At 72.1% G+C, this 18448-nt stretch carries 16 protein-coding genes; 9 read left to right on the forward strand and 7 right to left on the reverse strand.

The window, feature by feature from the left end; translation table 11 throughout:
• From RYN42_RS05980 to RYN42_RS05990, 3 genes are all read left to right on the forward strand, one after another.
• A partial coding sequence (locus tag RYN42_RS05980; protein ID WP_315094590.1) for a hypothetical protein occupies window positions 1-489 on the forward strand: 489 nt, incomplete at its 5' end.
• Window positions 490-581: 92 nt separating this feature from the next.
• A complete protein-coding gene (gene acs / locus RYN42_RS05985) occupies window positions 582-2576 on the forward strand; it encodes an acetate--CoA ligase (protein ID WP_315094592.1) in 1995 nt (664 codons plus the stop codon).
• A 243-nt stretch (window positions 2577-2819) separates the two neighbouring features.
• Window positions 2820-4250: a cellulase family glycosylhydrolase gene (locus RYN42_RS05990; RefSeq protein WP_315094593.1), complete on the forward strand. Its 1431-nt coding sequence runs from the start codon at window positions 2820-2822 to the stop codon at window positions 4248-4250.
• Window positions 4251-4298: 48 nt separating this feature from the next.
• On the opposite strand, the gene RYN42_RS05995 is transcribed toward RYN42_RS05990, so the two are convergent.
• On the reverse strand, window positions 4299-5519 hold the full coding sequence (locus tag RYN42_RS05995) for an FAD-dependent oxidoreductase (RefSeq protein ID WP_315094595.1): 1221 nt from the start codon (window positions 5517-5519) through the stop codon (window positions 4299-4301).
• Window positions 5520-5589: 70 nt separating this feature from the next.
• Between RYN42_RS05995 and mshD the strand changes: the two genes are divergently transcribed.
• The 3 genes from mshD to RYN42_RS06010 are packed head-to-tail and all read left to right on the forward strand — an operon-like array spanning window position 5590 to window position 9778.
• On the forward strand, window positions 5590-6561 hold the full coding sequence (gene mshD, locus RYN42_RS06000; protein ID WP_315094596.1) for a mycothiol synthase: 972 nt from the start codon (window positions 5590-5592) through the stop codon (window positions 6559-6561).
• Window positions 6558-8804 carry an RNA degradosome polyphosphate kinase gene (locus RYN42_RS06005; protein WP_315094598.1) on the forward strand — a complete coding sequence of 749 codons (2247 nt, stop codon included), beginning with the start codon at window positions 6558-6560 and terminating at the stop codon, window positions 8802-8804. Before mshD ends, RYN42_RS06005 begins: the two co-directional genes overlap by 4 nt.
• Entirely contained in the window at window positions 8801-9778 is a 978-nt protein-coding gene (locus tag RYN42_RS06010; RefSeq protein WP_315094599.1) for an NUDIX hydrolase, read from the forward strand. Before RYN42_RS06005 ends, RYN42_RS06010 begins: the two co-directional genes overlap by 4 nt.
• Before the next feature lie 5 nt (window positions 9779-9783).
• Here the strand turns inward: RYN42_RS06010 and RYN42_RS06015 are convergent, their stop codons facing one another.
• The 3 genes from RYN42_RS06015 to RYN42_RS06025 all read right to left on the reverse strand — a co-directional run bounded on the left by RYN42_RS06015 (window position 9784) and on the right by RYN42_RS06025 (window position 12371).
• The gene (locus tag RYN42_RS06015; RefSeq protein WP_315094601.1) at window positions 9784-10788 is read right to left on the reverse strand and encodes an inorganic phosphate transporter; all 1005 of its coding nucleotides are present in this window, start codon (window positions 10786-10788) and stop codon (window positions 9784-9786) included.
• Window positions 10789-10792: 4 nt separating this feature from the next.
• On the reverse strand, window positions 10793-11413 hold the full coding sequence (locus RYN42_RS06020; protein ID WP_315094602.1) for a DUF47 family protein: 621 nt from the start codon (window positions 11411-11413) through the stop codon (window positions 10793-10795).
• 358 nt (window positions 11414-11771) lie between these two features.
• Window positions 11772-12371, reverse strand: a complete 600-nt coding sequence (locus RYN42_RS06025) for a hypothetical protein (RefSeq protein ID WP_315094603.1) — start codon at window positions 12369-12371, stop codon at window positions 11772-11774.
• Window positions 12372-12520: 149 nt separating this feature from the next.
• Between RYN42_RS06025 and RYN42_RS06030 the strand changes: the two genes are divergently transcribed.
• The 3 genes from RYN42_RS06030 (at window position 12521) to RYN42_RS06040 (ending at window position 16349) form a co-directional block, all read left to right on the forward strand.
• Complete coding sequence (locus tag RYN42_RS06030; protein ID WP_315094605.1) at window positions 12521-14059, forward strand: sugar porter family MFS transporter; 1539 nt, start codon at window positions 12521-12523, stop codon at window positions 14057-14059.
• 117 nt (window positions 14060-14176) lie between these two features.
• Complete coding sequence (locus RYN42_RS06035) at window positions 14177-14650, forward strand: MarR family winged helix-turn-helix transcriptional regulator (protein ID WP_315094608.1); 474 nt, start codon at window positions 14177-14179, stop codon at window positions 14648-14650.
• A gap of 64 nt (window positions 14651-14714) precedes the next feature.
• The gene (locus RYN42_RS06040; protein ID WP_315094609.1) at window positions 14715-16349 is read left to right on the forward strand and encodes an MDR family MFS transporter; all 1635 of its coding nucleotides are present in this window, start codon (window positions 14715-14717) and stop codon (window positions 16347-16349) included.
• 51 nt (window positions 16350-16400) lie between these two features.
• Here the strand turns inward: RYN42_RS06040 and RYN42_RS06045 are convergent, their stop codons facing one another.
• The 3 genes from RYN42_RS06045 to msrB form a co-directional block, all read right to left on the reverse strand.
• Window positions 16401-16850 (reverse strand): MarR family transcriptional regulator, encoded by a 450-nt coding sequence (locus RYN42_RS06045; protein WP_315094611.1) that lies wholly within the window; start codon window positions 16848-16850, stop codon window positions 16401-16403.
• Window positions 16851-16969: 119 nt separating this feature from the next.
• The gene (locus RYN42_RS06050) at window positions 16970-17752 is read right to left on the reverse strand and encodes a nuclease-related domain-containing protein (RefSeq protein ID WP_315094613.1); all 783 of its coding nucleotides are present in this window, start codon (window positions 17750-17752) and stop codon (window positions 16970-16972) included.
• Window positions 17753-17865: 113 nt separating this feature from the next.
• Entirely contained in the window at window positions 17866-18279 is a 414-nt protein-coding gene (gene msrB / locus RYN42_RS06055) for a peptide-methionine (R)-S-oxide reductase MsrB (RefSeq protein ID WP_315094615.1), read from the reverse strand.
• Window positions 18280-18448 lie beyond the last annotated feature (169 nt).

An 18448-nucleotide genomic window follows, 5' to 3' on the forward strand; every position in this document is an offset into this window, starting at 1 on the left:
GACCCCAACGCCCCCCGCAGCACCACGGTGGGGTCGCACGTCCTCGGCGTCCTGGTCGGCCTGGTCCTGGGACCGATCGGCGTGGCCGTGCTGCTGCTCGGCCAGTCCCGCATCCTGCAGGCCCAGGTGGGCGGCTGGGACGCGTCGACCGAGGTGCTCGGCATCACGCTGGTCTCGCTCGGGCTGCTCCTGCTCGGCTGCGTGCTGCTCCTCGCGCTCTGGACCCCCGCGGTGCCCCTCACGGCTGGCACGCTGCTCACCCTGGCCGGGATCCTGTACCTGTTCGTCCCGTCGGTCGTCCGCGAGCAGACGCTCAACGTGCTGTCGTCGTCGGGCTGGCGGCTCACCGTCACGCAGGTGACCGTCGCGGGCACCTCCGGCACCGTGCTCTCCGTCGGCTTCCTGATCCTGCTCGCCGGCGTGGTGGCCGCCATGGCCCGCCGCCGCGGCGTGCACCTGGGCGAGTTCCGCGAGCGGCACCGCGCCTGAACCGCGGCACGAGGGGGTGGATGTCCGGATAGAGTGCCTTTCCGGACCCCGGTCCACCTGCATCGACGCCGCTGCACAGGAGGTCGTCCCTCGTGACCGATACCACCCCCGGGACGCCCGGGCTCGAGAACCTGCTCACCGAGGACCGCCGGTTCCCGCCGAGTGCCGAGTTCGCCGCCCAGGCCAACGCCCAGCGGGACCTGTACGCGTGGGCGAACGCCGACCGGCCCACGTTCTGGGCGGAGCAGGCGCGGGAGCTGCTCAGCTGGGAGAAGCCGTTCGAGGAGGTCCTCGACTGGTCGAAGGCCCCGTTCGCGCGCTGGTTCGCCGACGGCACCCTGAACGCCGCCTACAACGCGGTGGACCGGCACGTAGAGGCGGGCAACGGCGACCGCGTGGCGCTGCACTTCGAGGGCGAGGCCGGCGACAGCCGCACGGTCACGTACGCCGACCTGCAGCGGGAGGTGTCGAAGGCCGCGAACGCGTTCACCGCGCTGGGCGTCGGCACGGGCGACCGCGTCGCCATCTACCTGCCGCTGATCCCCGAGGCCGTCGTCACCATGCTGGCGTGCGCCCGGATCGGCGCCCCGCACTCCGTGGTGTTCGGGGGGTTCTCGGCCGAGGCGCTGAGCACCCGCATCAACGACGCCGAGGCCAAGCTCGTGGTCACCGCCGACGGCGGCTACCGGCGCGGCTCGGCCAGCGCGCTCAAGCCGGCCGTCGACGACGCCATCGCCAAGGGCACCCCGTCGGTCGAGCACGTGCTCGTCGTGAAGCGGACCGGTCAGGACGTGGCGTGGGACGACGGCCGGGACGTCTGGTGGTCCGACGTCGTCGACACCGCGTCCGACCAGCACACCCCGGTCGCCGTGGAGGCCGAGCACCCGCTGTTCATCCTCTACACGTCGGGCACCACCGGGAAGCCGAAGGGCATCTTCCACACCACCGGCGGGTACCTGACCCAGTGCGCGTTCACGCACCGCAACGTGTTCGACCTCAAGCCGGAGACGGACGTCTACTGGTGCACCGCCGACATCGGCTGGATCACCGGGCACTCCTACGTCGTGTACGGCCCGCTCATCAACGGCGCCACGCAGGTCATCTACGAGGGCACGCCGGACACCCCGCACCGGGGCCGCTGGTGGGAGATCATCGAGAAGTACAAGGTGACCATCCTCTACACGGCCCCGACGGCCATCCGGACCTGCATGAAGTGGGGCGAGGAGATCCCCGGCACGTTCGACCTGTCGAGCCTGCGCGTGCTGGGGTCGGTGGGCGAGCCCATCAACCCCGAGGCCTGGATGTGGTACCGCCGGGTCATCGGTGGCGACTCCGCGCCGATCGTCGACACGTGGTGGCAGACCGAGACCGGCGCCATCATGATCAGCCCGCTGCCGGGCGTCACGACGACGAAGCCGGGGTCCGCGCAGGTGGCGCTGCCGGGCATCGCGGCCGACGTGGTGGACGACGACGCGCAGTCGGTGCCGAACGGCTCCGGCGGCTACCTGGTGCTCACCGAGCCGTGGCCCTCGATGCTGCGCGGGATCTGGGGCGACCCCGACCGGTACGTCGACACCTACTGGTCCCGGTTCCGGAACCTGTACTTCGCGGGCGACGGCGCCAAGAAGGACGACGACGGCGACATCTGGCTGCTCGGCCGCGTCGACGACGTGATGAACGTGTCCGGCCACCGGCTGTCCACCACGGAGATCGAGTCGGCGCTGGTGTCCCACCCGTGGGTCGCCGAGGCCGCGGTCGTCGGTGCCGCCGACGAGACCACCGGGCAGGCGGTCGTCGCGTTCGTCATCCTGCGGGGCGACGCCGGCGGCCAGGACCAGGAGGCCGACGCGGTGCAGACCGAGCTGCGCAACCACGTGGCCAAGGAGATCGGGCCGATCGCCAAGCCGCGGCAGATCCTCGTGGTCGCCGAGCTGCCCAAGACGCGGTCCGGCAAGATCATGCGCCGCCTGCTGCGGGACGTCGCCGAGCACCGCCAGGTGGGCGACGCGACGACGCTCGCGGACTCCTCGGTGATGGCGCTGATCGCGCAGGGCCTGTCCGCGCCAGGCGCGAAGCAAGAGGACTGAGCCGGAGCGCAAGCGTCAGCAGGAGCCGGTCCCGTCCGCGGGGCCGGCTCCTGTTGTGTCCGCGAGTCGTGAGGTCAGCGCGACTGTGAAGCGTTTCGGCGCGTGGAGAGCGCCTCCCCCACCTGGTTGTGTGACCACGCACCCGCCCGTCGGCCGGCCGGCGGAACGGCGGGTGGGTGCATCCACGCTCGACGGCCGCCGGTGCGCGGCGCCGTCCTCATGCCCACGGAACGAGGAAGTCCCATGAGGTCTCGCAGATCCCTGCTGTCCGGCGCCGTCCTGGCAGCCGCCGTCGTCGCGCTCGGTGCGACGTCGCTGATCTCCACGGCGGCCCAGGCCGCGACGCCCCCCGGCCTGCACGTCTCCGGCACCCAGCTGGTGGAGAAGGACGGCACGCCGTTCATCGCCCGCGGCGTCAGCCACGCGCACACCTGGTACGTCTCGCAGACGCCGACCGCGATCCCGGCCATCCGCGCGGCAGGCGCCAACGCGCTGCGCGTGGTCCTGTCCGGCGGCGACCGCTGGACCAAGAACGACGCCGCCGACGTCGCGAGCGTCATCAGCCAGTGCAAGGCCAACAAGCTCATCTGCATGCTCGAGAACCACGACACCACCGGCTACGGCGAGCAGAGCGGCGCGGTCACGCTCGACACGGCGGCCAGCTACTGGATCAGCATCGCCTCCGCGCTGCAGGGCCAGGAGGACTACATCCAGATCAACATCGGCAACGAGCCCTTCGGCAACAACGCGACCACCAACGCCACCTGGGCGTCCGCCAGCTCCGCCGCCATCGCCAAGCTGCGCGCCGCCGGTCTGCACCACAACATCGTGATCGACGCCCCCTCGTGGGGCCAGGACTGGGCCGGGATCATGCGCGACAACGCCGCCACGGTGGCCGCGTCCGACCCCGACAAGAACGTGCTGTTCTCGGTGCACATGTACGGCGTCTACAACAACGCGTCGACCATCACCGCCTACCTCGACGCGTTCAAGGCCAAGGGCCTCCCGCTGGTCATCGGCGAGTTCGGCAACGACCACTCCGACGGCAACCCCGACGAGGACACGATCATGTCCGAGGCCGTCAAGCGCGGGATCGGCTACTACGGCTGGTCCTGGTCCGGCAACGGCGGCGGGGTGGAGTACCTCGACATGGTGACCGGCTTCAACCCCGCGCAGCTGTCCACGTGGGGCACGCGGATCTTCAACGGCGCCAACGGCATCAAGTCCACCGCCGTGACGGCCAAGGTCTACGGCGGCGTCCAGCCGACGACGCCCGCACCGACCACCCCTGCACCCACGACGCCGGCACCCACGACGCCTGCTCCGACCACCCCGGCACCGACCACCCCCGCGCCCACGACCCCGGCACCGACCGGTGCGTGCTCCGCGACCCTCGTGGTCAGCAACACCTGGCCCGGCGGCTACCAGGCGGCCGTGACCGTCAAGGCCGGCGGTGCCATGATCAGCGGCTGGAAGACCGTGTTCACCCTGCCCGCCGGCGGCTCCGTGCAGAGCGGCTGGTCGGGCACGTACTCGCAGTCCGGCACCGCGGTGACCGTGTCGAACGCTCCCTGGAACGGGCTGCTCGGCTCCGGGGCCAGCACCACCTACGGCTTCGTGGGGGCCGGCACCGCGCCGAGCTCCTCGACCGCGGTGAGCTGCTCGGTCAGCTGAGTACCCCGCACTGACGGAAGGGCCGGGTCGCCACCTGCGACCCGGCCCTCACGTCTGCCACAACCGCTGCAGGTTCTTCGCTGCCTCGCGGCCGGCGCGGTTGGCGCCGACCGTCGAGGCGCTCGGCCCGTAGCCGACCAGCTGGATCCGGGGGTCGGCCACCACCTGGGTGCCGTCCATGACGATCCCACCGCCGGCCGCGCGCAGGCCGAGCGGAGACAGGTGGTCGAGCGAGGGCCGGAAGCCGGTGCACCACAGCAGCGTGCGCGCCTCGACATGACCCGGACCGCCCACCCAGCCGTCGCCCGGCTGGTCGGGGGCGTCCCACTCGACGCCGTCGGGGGTGATCCGGTCGAACATCGGCCGGGCCCGCAGCACACCGGCGGCGATGCCCACCCGGTAGGCGGGAGTCAGCGGCAGACCGGTCACGCTCACGACGCTCTGCGGCGGCAGGCCGGCGCGGGTCCGCTGGTCCACCTGGGCGACGGCGTCGCGCCCGAGCTCCGGGGTGAACGCCTCGTCGCGCCACTGCGGCGGTCGGCGCGTGACCCAGGTCGTGGACGTGACGCGGGCGATCGCGAGGGTGAGCTGGACGGCGGACGTGCCCCCCCCGACGACCACGACGTGCCCGTCGGCCAGGTCCTCCGCGAGCCGGAAGTCGCGCGAGTGCAGCTGCCGACCACGGAACCCGCCGCGCCCGGGGTAAGCCGGCCAGAACGGCTTCTGCCAGGTGCCCGACGCGTTGATCAGGCCGCGGGCCCGCCAGTCGATCGTCTCGCTGGGCCGCTCGACGCTGCGGGACCGGACCAGGAGGAGGTCGCCGGACGGCTCGACGCGCTCGACCCGCACCGGCCGCTGCACGTGGAGCTCGAACGCCTCCTCGTACTGCGCGAAGTAGTACGGGACGGCGAACGCCGCCGGCTCGGAGAGGTCGGACACCGCCAGCGGCATGCCGGGCAGGTCGTGCACGCCGTGGGCGTCGGCCATGGTCAGGCCGGGCCACCGGTGCTGCCACGCGCCGCCGGCCTGCGGGGCGTCGTCCAGCACGACGAAGGTCGCCGCGGCGTCCTCCCAGCCCCGCTCCCCCACGGCGACCAGGCCGGCGCGGCGCAGGTGGTACGCGGCCGAGAGGCCGGCCTGGCCCGCGCCGATCACCACGACGGTCACGTCGACCGGGCTCGCACCGGCCGACGACCGGCTCCTTCGCCGCGACCGGCGGGTGTCCGGGGTCCCGTCGGAGACCGTCGAGGTCGTCCCAGAGGCATCCATCGCCCGCCAACGTACCCGCTCACCCGCCGGTCACCACCGTCGCCGGGGGTCCCCGTGGTGGGATGGGCCCATGTCCGACGACGCGTCCGCGCAGGTCATCCTCACTGCCACGGCCGGTCCGCTCTCCGCACCTGCGGCCGACGCGGTCCGTGCCCTGGCCGACCGCGCCGCGGCGGCCGACGGCGTGGCGCCGCTGTCCGAGCAGCCGCTGCTCTGGCTCAGCGAGCCGGAGGCCTCGGTCATCCACCTGCAGGCCCACGGACCCAGCGATCTGCTCGGCTACGCCCAGCTCGACGTCGGCACGCAGTCGAGCGCCCGGGCCGAGCTGGTGGTCGACCCGGAGCACCGCCGCGCCGGCATCGGCCGGGCGCTGCTGGCCCGGGCGGTGGCGGAGACCGCCGTCGTCCCCGGCCGCGAGCTGCGGATCTGGGCGCACGGTGACCTGCCGGCCGCCCGGGCGTTCGCCGACGAGACCGGTATGCCGGTGGTGCGCGAGCTGCTGCAGATGCGCGTGGACCTGACCGCCCGCGCGGCCGGGACCGCGAGCCTCCCGGCGGGGGTCACCGTGCGGGCGTTCGAGCCGGGGCGCGACGAGGACGCGTGGCGCCGCGTCAACTCGCGCGCGTTCGCCCACCATCCCGAGCAGGGGCGGATGACGTCGGCGGACCTGCGGGCCCGTGAGCAGGAGCCGTGGTTCGACCCGGCGGGCTTCCTGCTGGCGGAGCGCGACGGGATCCTGCTCGGCTCGGTGTGGACCAAGGTGCACCCCGCGGGCGAGCACGGCCCCGACCCGGTGGGCGAGATCTACGTCGTCGGCGTCGACCCGGACGCACAGGGGCTGGGCCTCGGGCGGGCGCTGACGGCGCTCGGGCTCGACCACCTCGCGGCACGCGGGCTGGGCGCCGCGATCCTCTACACGGACGCCGACAACACGGTCGCGGTGCACACGTACGAGCGCGCGGGCTTCGTGCGGTCCGCGGTCGACGTCATGTTCGGTTCCGATACCCCGAGCTCGCCTCCGGATGTCACGATGGGCGCATGACCGACGCCCCTCCTATCGACCCGGCCCTGGCTGCCCACATCGCCGAGCACGTGCACCCCGCCGTCGAGCGCGAGCTCGACGAGGCCGCCGTCGGGCTCGAGCCTCTGCCCACCGGCCGGTTCCTGGACCGGGAGCTGTCCTGGCTCGCGTTCAACCAGCGGGTGCTGGAGCTGGCGGAGGACCAGGACATCCCGCTGCTCGAGCGCGTGCGGTTCCTGGCGATCTTCGCGTCGAACCTGGACGAGTTCTTCATGGTCCGCGTGGCCGGGCTCAAGCGCCGCATCGCCACCGGGATCGCGGTCACCGCGGCGTCCGGGGCGTCGCCGCGGCAGGTCCTGGAGGCCATCAGCGAGGAGGCGCACCGCCTCATGGCCCGCCACGCGGCGGTGTTCGCGGACCAGGTGCAGCCGGCGCTCGCCCACGAGGGGATCACCCTGGTCCGCTGGGACGAGCTGGGCGAGAGCGAGCAGGACCGGCTCCGCAAGTTCTTCCGACGCCAGATCTTCCCGGTGCTCACCCCGCTGGCGGTGGACCCGGCCCACCCGTTCCCGTACATCTCCGGGCTGTCGCTCAACCTCGCCGTCGTGGTGACCAACCCCACGACCGGCAAGGAGCACTTCGCCCGAGTCAAGGTGCCGCCGCTGCTGCCGCGGTTCATCGCGGTCGACGCCTCCGGCCGGCCCAGCGCCCCCGACGTGCAGGCGGCCTCCCCGGAGAAGGGCCCGATGTCCTTCGTCCCGGTCGAGGACGTCATCTCGGAGCACCTCGAGCAGCTGTTCCCCGGCATGGTCGTCCAGGAGCACCACACGTTCCGGGTCACCCGCAACGAGGACGTCGAGGTCGAGGAGGACGACGCGGAGAACCTGCTCCAGGCCATGGAGAAGGAGCTGCTGCGCCGCCGCTTCGGGCCGCCGGTGCGCCTGGAGATCGCGGACGGCATCAGCCCGCGCATCCGCAACCTGCTGATCCGCGAGCTGGACGTGGTGGAGGAGGAGGTCTACCAGCTGCCCGCCCCGCTGGACGCCACCGGCCTCAACCTCATCGCGGACCTGGACCGGGCCGCCCTCCAGTTCCCCCGGTTCATCGCGTCCACCCCGCGGCAGCTGGCCGAGGTGGAGAGCGCGACGCCGGCGGACATGTTCGCCAAGATCCGCGAGCGCGACATCCTCCTGCACCACCCGTACGACTCGTTCTCCACCTCGGTGCAGACGTTCCTGCAGCAGGCGGCGGCCGACCCGCAGGTGCTCGCCATCAAGCAGACCCTCTACCGGACGTCGGGCGACTCCCCCATCGTCGACGCCCTCATCGACGCCGCCGAGGCCGGCAAGCAGGTGCTGGCCCTCGTCGAGATCAAGGCGCGGTTCGACGAGCAGAACAACATCTCCTGGGCCCGCAAGCTCGAGCAGGCCGGGGTGCACGTGGTCTACGGCATCGTCGGCCTGAAGACGCACTGCAAGCTGTCGCTGGTGGTGCGCCAGGAGTCGGACGGGCTGCGCCGCTACTGCCACATCGGCACGGGCAACTACAACCCGAAGACGGCGCGGCTGTACACGGACCACGGACTGCTCACCAGCGACCCGGAGGTCGGCCAGGACCTCACGCGCCTGTTCAACCAGCTGTCGGGCTACGCCCCGAAGTCGCGGTTCCACCGGCTGCTCGTCGCCCCCCGCTCGGTGCGCGCGGGCCTGGTCGAGCGGATCGACCGGGAGGCCGCCGCGGCACGCGCGGGCCAGCCGGCGTGGATCAAGATCAAGGTCAACTCGATGGTCGACGAGGCGACGATCGACGCCCTGTACCGGGCGTCGCAGGCCGGCGTCCCGGTCGACATGGTGGTCCGTGGCATCTGTGCGCTGCGGCCCGGCGTGCCGGGCCTCTCCGAGACGATCCGGGTGCGCTCGATCCTCGGCCGGTTCCTGGAGCACTCGCGCATCTTCGCGTTCGCGCACTCGACGCCGCAGGACGACGGCACGTTCGAGGGCCCCGAGGTCTACATCGGCTCCGCCGACCTCATGCACCGCAACCTGGACCGGCGCGTCGAGGCGCTCGTCCGCATCGCCGACCCCGACCAGGTCAACGAGCTCATCGAGCTCCTCGACGACTCGACGGACGACGGCACCTCGTCGTGGCACCTGGACGCCGACGGGACGTGGGCCCGGCACCACCTCGGTCCCGACGGGCCGCTGGTCGACCTGCAGGCCGCCCTCATCCACCGGCAGCGCCGCCGGCCGGGCAACGGCCGGTGAGCCCCACCCGAGCGCCGGTCGTCGTCGAGGCGGCCGGGGCGCTCGTGTGGCGCGTGCGCCTGAGCCGGCTCCAGGTCGCCCTCGTGCACCGTCCCCGCTACGACGACTGGTCCTGGCCGAAGGGCAAGGTGGACCCCGGGGAGACGATCCTCGCCGCGGCGACCCGCGAGGTGGCCGAGGAGACCGGGCACGACGTGGTGCTCGGCATCCCCCTGCCCGGCCTCGAGTACCCGCTCTCCGACGGCCGCCGCAAGCGCGTGCACTACTGGGCCGCGCAGGTGGCGGGCCGTCCGGACGCCGCCGCGCTGCGCGCCCGCCCGCCGGTGCCGCCGGCGTCGACCAAGGAGATCGACCAGCTCCGCTGGTTCGACGTGGGGACCGCCGCCAGGCGGCTCACCCGCGACGACGACCGCGCACCGCTGGACGACCTGGTGGAGGCCCACGAGAAGGGCCGGCTCGACACGCGCGCGCTCGTCGTCGCCCGGCACGGCAGCGCCCGGCGCCGCGCGGACTGGGACGGCACGGAGCTGGACCGCCCCCTCACCACCGACGGCCACCGCCAGGCCCGCGCGCTGATCCCGGTGCTGTCCACCTTCGGCGTCGGTCGGGTGGTCACCTCCGCATGGGTGCGCTGCGTGAGCACGATCGCGCCCTATGCCGCTGCCGCCCAGGTCACGCCGGAGGTCTCAGCGATCCTCACGGAGGCCCAGCACTCCACCTCACCGGCGCGCGTCGCCGCGGAGGTGCGTGCCCTCCTGGAGTCGGGCGGCGACGCGGTCCTGTGCACGCACCGGCCCGTCCTGCCCACCGTGGTGGACGTCCTGGCCCAGCACGCCCGGCGCCCGGTTGCGGACGCCCTGCCGGCCAGCGACCCGTTCCTGCACCCGGCTCAGGTGCTCGTCGCGCACGTCGCCCAGACGCCCAAGGGCCCCCGCGTCGTGGCCACGGAGACGCACCGCCCCGGCGAGGCCTGACGGGGTCAGGTGAGGATCGGGTTGAGGACCCAGTAGACGCAGGCCGCCACCAGGGCGGCCATGGGGATGGTCAGCACCCACGCGAGGCCGATGTTCTTGGCGACGCCCCAGCGGACCGCGGAGAGGCGCTTGGTGGCGCCGACGCCCATGATCGCCGACGTGATGGTGTGGGTGGTCGAGATGGGCGCGTGCAGCCAGTAGGCGCTGGCGTACAGGACGGTCGCGGCCACCGACTCGGCGACGAAGCCGCGTGCGGGGTCGAGCTCGATGATCTTGCGGCCGAGCGTGCGCATGATGCGCCAGCCGCCCGAGTAGGTGCCCGCCGAGATCGCGGCCGCCGCGGAGAGCTTGACCCACAGCGGGATGCCGTCGCCTGCCGTGTAGAAGCCGCCGGCCACCAGGGCCAGCATGATGACGCCCATGGTCTTCTGCGCGTCCTGGAGGCCGTGCCCGAGGGCCATGGCGGCCGCGGACGCCGTCTGCGCCAGCCGGAAGCGGCGCATGGTCCGAGCGGGCGCGGAGTTCCGCACCAGCCACAGGACGCCGACCATGATCATGAACGCCACGGAGAACCCGACCAGCGGCGAGAAGATCATCGGGATGACGACCTTGTCCACGATGGCGTCCCAGTGCACCGTGACCCCGGACGCGATGCCGACGCCGGTCAGCCCGCCGATCAGCGCGTGCGTGGAGGACGACGGCAGGCCGAGCCACCAGGTGATGAGGTTCCAGGTGATCGCGCCGACCAGACCGGAGAGCACGATGATCAGCGCCTCGTGCGAGCCGGCGCCGTTGATGCTGATGATGTCCTCGGCGATGGTGGTGGCCACCTGGGTGCCCAGCAGGGCGCCGACGAGGTTGAACACGGCCGCCATGATGAGCGCGGCGCGGGGGGTCAGTGCACGGGTGGACACCGAGGTCGCGATGGCGTTGGCCGCGTCGTGGAACCCGTTGGTGTAGTCGAAGCCGAGCGCGAACGCGACGACGATGATGACGAGCGCGACCTCCACCTGCTCAGGACTCCTTGAGCGCGATGGTCTCGACGGTGTTCGCCACCTTCTCGAAGGCGTCGGCGGCGTCCTCGAGCTTCTCGACGATCTCCTTGACCTTCATCAGCTGGATCGGGTCGGTGACCTCGTCGAACAGCTGGGCGAGCAGCTTGCGGTGGATCTTGTCGGCCTGGTTCTCGAGGCGGTTGACCTCGACCCAGTACTCGGACAGCGACTCCATGGAGCGCAGCCGCGGCATGGCCTCGGCGGTGAGCTCGGCGGCGCGCTGGAGCACCTGGACCTGGTCGGACACCCGCGGCGGCAGCGCATCGACCTTGTACAGGACGATGAGGTCCGCGGCCTCCTCCATGAAGTCCATGCAGTCGTCGAGGCTCGAGGCCAGCGTGTAGATGTCGTCGCGGTCGAACGGCGTGACGAACGTCTGGTTGAGCCGCCGCATGATCGAGTGCGTCGCGTCGTCCGCCTCGTGCTCGGCGTCGGCGATGCGCTTGCCGATCTCCTTGCGCGTCGGGCGGTCGGCCCCGAGCATCTCGCCGAGCAGGTTCGCTCCGGTGACGAGATGGACCGCCTGTGCGGCGAAGAGGTCGAAGAACGTGGTGTCGCGCGGGGTGAGGCGCAGGCGCACAGCGGGCTCCGGAAGGCAGGGTGGGAGGGGGGAAAGCCAGTGAGGAGGGGCGGGATCAGGCTAGGACACGGGGGATCGATTGCCTAACGCACGCCGTCGTGCGCCTGAACACATGGTGACAGCCCGGGGGCGCCCGTGGTGACAGTCCGGAGCTGAGCGACGCCGGACCGCGGAGCGCCTCTCGGCGCGGGGCCGCTCGAAGCGGCTTGAGATGGAGCCCGGGGCTACCGCGGCCCGACGTCGCCGCTCATCGTACGCCCGCAGCGGGGTGGTGACACGGGACCTGCGGCGGCGCGGGCGGGCGTCCGGTGTGCCACCTGCGGGTTCACCTTGACGCGAACCAGGGGCGTGGTCGACGTCACTCCAGCCGGCCCGCCCGCCACAGCGACGCGGCGTGCTCGAGCTCCTCCGCCGTGCGGACCAGGGACGCGGCCCCGCGGGTGAGCCGGACGGCCCCGGTGGGGTCGACGTCGTCGAGGTGGTCGGCGTCGAAGGCCGCCCCGGTGGCGAGCACCCGGCAGAACGCGGCGGCCCGCTCGAGCGCGACGTCGAGCTCGCCCGTGTAGACCCCCGACAGCACCGCGTCGGCCACGACCCGGACGTCGGCGGGCCCGGGGGCGTCCGCGACACCGGCCACCACGTCGTGCACGGGCGCGGCGGCGACGCCGAGCCGGTAGCGGTCGGCCACCGTCGCGGGATCGCGCCGGACCCACTCGCGCAGCACGTACAGCCGCCACAGGGCCCCGGGGAGGCTGTCGGCCTGGCTCTCCGACCAGAGCGCGGCCACCACGTCCAGGCCCTCGCGCTCCACCAGTGACACCAGCCGGGCGACCACCTCGGGGTCCGTGTTGGCTCGACCCTGGTGCACCAGGGCGGCCGCGGTGGTGTGCGCGGCCTCGTTGCGCAGCGCCGGGTCGTAGCCGCCGGGGAGCTCGTCGGCCTGCGCAGGGTCGAGCATCGCGGGTCGACGAGGTCGCGCCCTGCCCCCTCCGGTGCCGTCCATCGGACGATCTTGCACCGGTCGCCCGACGTGCGCACCCCTGCTCGCGGGGCCAAGGTGGGGAGAGATCTCCCGAGAGCGGCTCGGGGGCCACGGGAGGTGCGCACATGTCCCACGCGTCAGAGTCGCCGCAGGGGGCGACCGGAGGGCCGGCGGTACCGCCGCACCCGTACAAGAACAAGGCCATCGGTCTCGCGGTCGCTGCGGCCGTGGGCGGGTTCCTCTTCGGTTTCGACAGCTCGGTCATCAACGGAGCGGTCGAGGGCTTCTCCGAGGACTTCCAGATCCTCGACATGTCGGCCGGGTCCTTCATCAAGGCCTTCGTAGTCGCGGTCGCCCTGCTCGGCTGCGCCCTAGGCGCCTGGGTGGGCGGCAAGCTCGCCGACCTGTGGGGTCGCACCCGAGTCATGTTCCTCGGCGCGGTCCTCTTCTTCCTCTCGTCGATCCTGTCGGCAATCGCGTTCGGCGTCTGGGACCTGGCGTTGTGGCGCTTCATGGCTGGCATTGGCATCGGCGTCGCGTCGGTCATCGCGCCCGCATACATCGCGGAGATCGCCCCCGCCGCCATCCGCGGCCGCCTGGGCTCACTGCAGCAGCTCGCCATCGTCCTCGGCATCTTCGCGGCCCTGCTCTCGGACCAGCTGCTGGCCATAGCGACCGGCGTGGAGGAGAACCCCTCATCTGCCGAGCTGTGGTTCGGCCTCGAGGCCTGGCGCTGGATGTTCCTCGTCGCCGTCATCCCTGCCGTGGTCTACGGCATCCTCGCGCTCCGGATCCCGGAGTCGCCCCGCTACCTGGTCTCGATCCGGAAGGAGGACGAGGCACGCAAGGTGCTGGCCGACGTGCTGCCCCCCGACGAGGACCCGCAGGAGCGCATCGATCAGATCAAGAAGACGATCGCCGAGGACAAGGAGCATGCCCAGCACGCGTCCTTGCGCGGCCCCGGCGGGAAGCTGCTCCCCGTCGTCTGGGTCGGGATCCTGCTGTCGGTGTTCCAGCAGTTCGTCGGGATCAATGTGATCTTCTACTACTCGAACACGCTGTGGCAGGCCGTCGGCTTCGACGCGAGCGACTCGTTCACCTACTCGACGATCACCTCGGTAACCAACGTCGTCGTGACGTTCATCGCGATCGCACTCATCGACAAGGTCGGCCGACGCCCGCTGCTGCTCGTCGGCTCGGTCGGCATGGCCCTGACTCTCGGCATCATGGCCCTCGCGTTCACGCAGTCGTTCGAGGTCCCCGACCCGGCGAACGCGGGCGAGATGCTCACCCAGCTCCCCGACACCTGGGGCGTCGCCGCGCTGGTCTCGGCCAACCTGTTCGTCGTGTTCTTCGGGGCGACGTGGGGTCCGCTCGTGTGGGTGCTGCTGGGCGAGATCTTCCCCAACCGCATCCGTGCCGCAGCGCTCGGCCTGGCCGCCGCCGCGCAGTGGATCGCAAACTTCGTCATCACGATCACGTTCCCGCCGCTGCTCGACACGTTCGGCGCGACCATCCCGTACCTGCTGTACGCGATCTTCGCCGCACTGTCCTTCTTCTTCGTGCTCTGGAAGGTCCCGGAGACGAAGGGGATCCAGCTCGAGGACATGGAGGGCGTCAAGGTCGAGCGCGGCCGGCGCGGAACCCCCACCACCACCGCCTGACCCTTCCCGCAGCGGCCGGGGCCTGCCTACCCCGGCCGCTGCGGGAATAAGTCGGTTGATCAGTTGCTTGAAGCAATCATCAGCCGTATGGTTGCGTTGAGCAACAAAAGGAGTCGCATGCCGTCCACCGTCCCGGACACCCCGCCGCAGGCCCTGCTGCGCGCGATCGAGGTCTTCAGCCGCACCCTGCGCGAGTCGTCCTTCGGGGTGGCCCGTGACCTCGGCTGCTCGAAGGGCACCCTGTCGATCGTCCGCATCCTGCAACGCCGAGGCGCCCTGCAGGTCAACGACATCGCCCACGCGCTGCGCGTCGACATCTCCGTGGCCAGCCGCCAGGTCAGCCAGCTCGTCGAGGACGGGCTGGTCGAGCGCGCGGTCGACGACGACGACCGCCGGGCCCGCACCATCCGCCTCTCGCCGGCCGGCCGGTCGCTGGCCGTCGAGATCGGCGCCGCGCTAGACGTGCGCGTCCACGAGCTGTTCGCCGACTGGTCGGTCCACGACCTGTCGGCCGCGACCGCGACCCTGAGCCGCCTGTCCGACGCCGTCACCCGGGCCACCGCCCCGGCGCTCGCGTCCGCCTCCGCCTGACCCTCACCACCCCCGACCTGCCGCCGACGCCGGGTCTCCCTGCCAGCACCACGAGAGCGAGACCATGTCCTCACCCACCCCTGTGCCCACCAGCACCGCCGAGCCGGCACCGAAGATGACCCACCGCGAGGTCCTCGAGGCCCTCTCGGGCATCCTGCTCGGGATGTTCGTCTCGATCCTCGCGACGAGCGTCGTCTCCTCCTCGCTGCCCCGGATCATCTCCGACCTGGACGGCACGCAGTCCGCGTTCACCTGGGTGGTCACCGCCACCCTGCTCACCACCACGATCTCCACGCCGATCTGGGGCAAGCTCGCCGACCTGGTCGACCGCAAGCTGCTCATCCAGCTGGCGCTGACGATCTCGGTGCTCTCCTCGGCGCTGGCCGGGTTCTCCCACGACACCGGCATGCTCATCGGCATGCGCGCCCTGCAGGGCATCGGCGCCGGCGGTCTGACCGCCCTGGGCACCGTCCTGATCGCCGACATCATCAGCCCCCGCGAGCGTGGCCGGTACATGGGCCTCATGGGCGCCGTGATGGGCATCGGCATGGTCGGCGGCCCGCTGCTCGGCGGCGTCATCACCGACGGCCCGGGCTGGCGCTGGAACTTCTTCATCGGCCTCCCGTTCGCGGTCGCCGCGATCATCGTGCTCCAGCGCACGCTCCGCCTGCCGGTGCGCAAGACCCGCACGGTGAAGATCGACTACGCCGGCGCCACGCTCCTGTCGATCGGCATCTCGCTGCTGCTCCTGTGGATCACGTTCGCGGGCACCTCGTTCGACTGGGCCTCGTGGCAGACCGCCGCCATGGTCGGCGGCTCGCTGCTGGCTCTCGCCCTCGCCGTGTGGGTCGAGTCCCGCGCGAGCGAGCCGATCATCCCGCTGCACCTGTTCAGGAACCGCACCTTGGTCCTCGCGGTGGTCGCGAGCATCGCGGTCGGTGTCGCCATGTTCGGCACCACCGTGTTCCTCAGCCAGTACATGCAGCTGGCCCGCGGCAAGACGCCGACCGAGTCGGGGCTGCTCACCATCCCGATGATCGTCGGCCTGCTGGTCTCCTCGACCGTCTCCGGCCAGATCATCAGCCGCACCGGCCGGTACAAGAAGTTCATGATCGCCGGCGCCGTCCTGCTCACGGTCGGCACCGGGCTCATGGGCACCATCCACTTCGATACGAGCTTCACGCTGGTCAGCCTCTACCTGGTGATCATCGGCGCAGGCGTCGGCATGCTCATGCAGAACCTCGTGCTCGCCGTGCAGAACACCCTGGACGTCCGGGAGGTCGGCTCCGGCACCTCGACGGTCGCGTTCTTCCGCACCCTCGGCGGCGCGCTCGGCGTCTCAGCGCTCGGCGTGGTGCTCACCCACCGGGTCACCGACCTCATGGCCCGGGGACTCGTCGCGATCGGCATCGACCCCGCCGCGATGGGCGCGAGCGGCTCCATCCCGGACCTGTCGACCCTGCCGGAGAACGTGCGGATGGTCGTCGAGCAGTCGTTCGGCAACGCGGTCGCGGACCTGTTCCTCGTGGCCACGCCGGTCGCCCTGATCTCGTTGGTCGCCGTCCTGTTCCTCCAGGAGGTGCCGCTGGGCAACCGCTCGGGCATCGAGCAGCTGCTCGACCAGGAGGCGTCGGACGGCTCCGAGGCAGCCGAGCTCGAGCAGCTGACCGCCGAGCAGCGGGTCAGCGCCCGCGACTGAGCGCACCGCAGACGCGCCGCCCCGCACCCGCAGGGTGGCGCGTCCGGCGTCTCAGTGCGGGCGGCGCGCCGCTGCGAGGTCGGCGTTCAGCCGCTCGAGCCGCGTGGCCAGCCCCACGACGTCGTCCTCGCTCCACGCGGTCATCGCCTGCCGCAGGAACGCGCGGCGCGCCTGCTGGGCGACCTCGAACCGGCGGCTGCCCTCGTCGGTGAGCTCCAGCAGCTGGCCCCGGTAGTCGTCGGGGTCCGGCCTGCGGGACACCAGCCCGAGGGTGCCGAGCCGGGCCAGCTGGCGGGACATCGTGCCGCGGCCGACGCCGATGGTCATCGCCAGGTCGCTGGCGCGGACGCCGGGGGTGGCCGCGATGAGGGCCAGCAGCGCGTAGGCGGCTGGTTCCAGGTCGGGGTGGACGTCCCGCGCGATGGACGCCGAGGCGGCCTGCGCGCGACGCAGGAAGAGGCCGAGCTCTCGCTCGAGCTGCCGGAACTGTTCGTCGACCACGGTGACATCCTGACGGGACCGGCACGGAAAACGCGGCATCGCCACCCGAGCTGGGGGGAGCGTTGCAGCAGATCACCGCAGCAACAGGGGTGTCAACACCCCGCCGCAGGTCCGAGGGGTCAGTGCGACCAGGTGCTGCTCTGCCGCGCCACGTGCGCGATGGCCGCGATGCGCGCCGGGTCGAGCCGGACAGGCAGGGCGCGGAAGACCGTCTGCAGGTCCTGGCGGGAGATGGCGAAGGCGTCGTGCCCCGGTTGCACGGTGCGCATCTCGAGCTCGCCCTGCACCACGACGACGCCGCGGACGTTGACCGCCGCGCACGCCGCAGCGAGCAGCGCGTCCCGCACCCGGGCCGCCTCGAGCCGCGCGTCGCGCAGGTAGGACGTCGAGCACCCGTCGACCCGCAGGGTGCGCCCCTCGACCACCACGTGCTGGCCGGCGTGCCGGCGCTCGGCCACGGTGAAGATGCCGCCCGGCCCGACCACGAGGTGCTCGACCAGGCTCCCCTGCCGCCCGAGCGGGACGTCGTGGACCACCTGCCAGCCCTCGTCGGCCATCCGCTCGAGACGCGTGCGCACGGAGCTGCCGCGCTCCCCCCGGATGGCCGCGAGGTCGATCGTGTCCCAGTCGTCCCCGCCGAGCCAGGCCTGCAGCGCGGACTCGTCGACGGGGTCGAGGGCGCCGACGCCCGGCGCGGGCACGGTCATGGCCAGCTCGGTGACGTCGGCACGCAGGTAGGCCTGGGCTGCCCGCCGCAGCCGGCCCTCCAGGAGCGGGTCGTCGACCACGACCTCGCCCGACTGCAGGTCGACCGACCCGACCCGCGCCCCGGTCCCCCGGGTCACGTAGAGACGGTCGGCGCCGTAGCGCCTCCATCTCCGCACGGTCAGGACGTCTTCCACGCGTGCATTATCGGCAGTCGGAGCCACAGACTTCACCTGTGTCGACCATCTGGACGTCACCCGTCCGGGGTGTCGTGCCCCGGCGCGCCGGGAGCCACCCGGACGGGTGCGGATCAGGCGCCCGCGCGGGGGTCCGGCTCGAAGGTCAGGCTCACCGAGTTCATGCAGAACCGGTCCCCGGTCGGGGTCTGCGGGGCGTCGTCGAACACGTGCCCGAGGTGTGAGCCGCACCGGGCGCAGCGCACCTCCGTGCGGACCATGCCGAGGCTGCGGTCGGTGATCAGCTCCACCCGGTCGCCGGCCAGCGGGGAGAAGAAGCTGGGCCAGCCGCAGTGCGAGTCGAACTTGGTGTCGGACCGGAACAGCTCGTTCGAGCACGCGCGGCAGCGGTAGACGCCCTGGCGCGACTCGTCGAGCAGCTCCCCGGTCCAGGGCCGCTCGGTGCCCGCGCGGCGCAGCACGGCGAACTCCTGGGGCTCGAGCTCCAGGGCCCACTGCTCGTCGGTCTTGGTCACCTCGTACGTCATCGGATCCTCCTGGGATGAGTTGGCGTCCGGTGCAACCCTGCCGGACGCGGGGACGTTCCCGACGCGCCCGGGCGGTCGTGTGACCTGGGATGTCGCAGGTGACCGGGTGCACCGCATACTCTCGGCTCAGCGCGGACCCCTTCCGACCCGCGCTCGCCCAGCTCGTGAG

This window comes from uncultured Cellulomonas sp., from assembly GCF_963527515.1.
Lineage (GTDB): Bacteria > Actinomycetota > Actinomycetes > Actinomycetales > Cellulomonadaceae > Cellulomonas.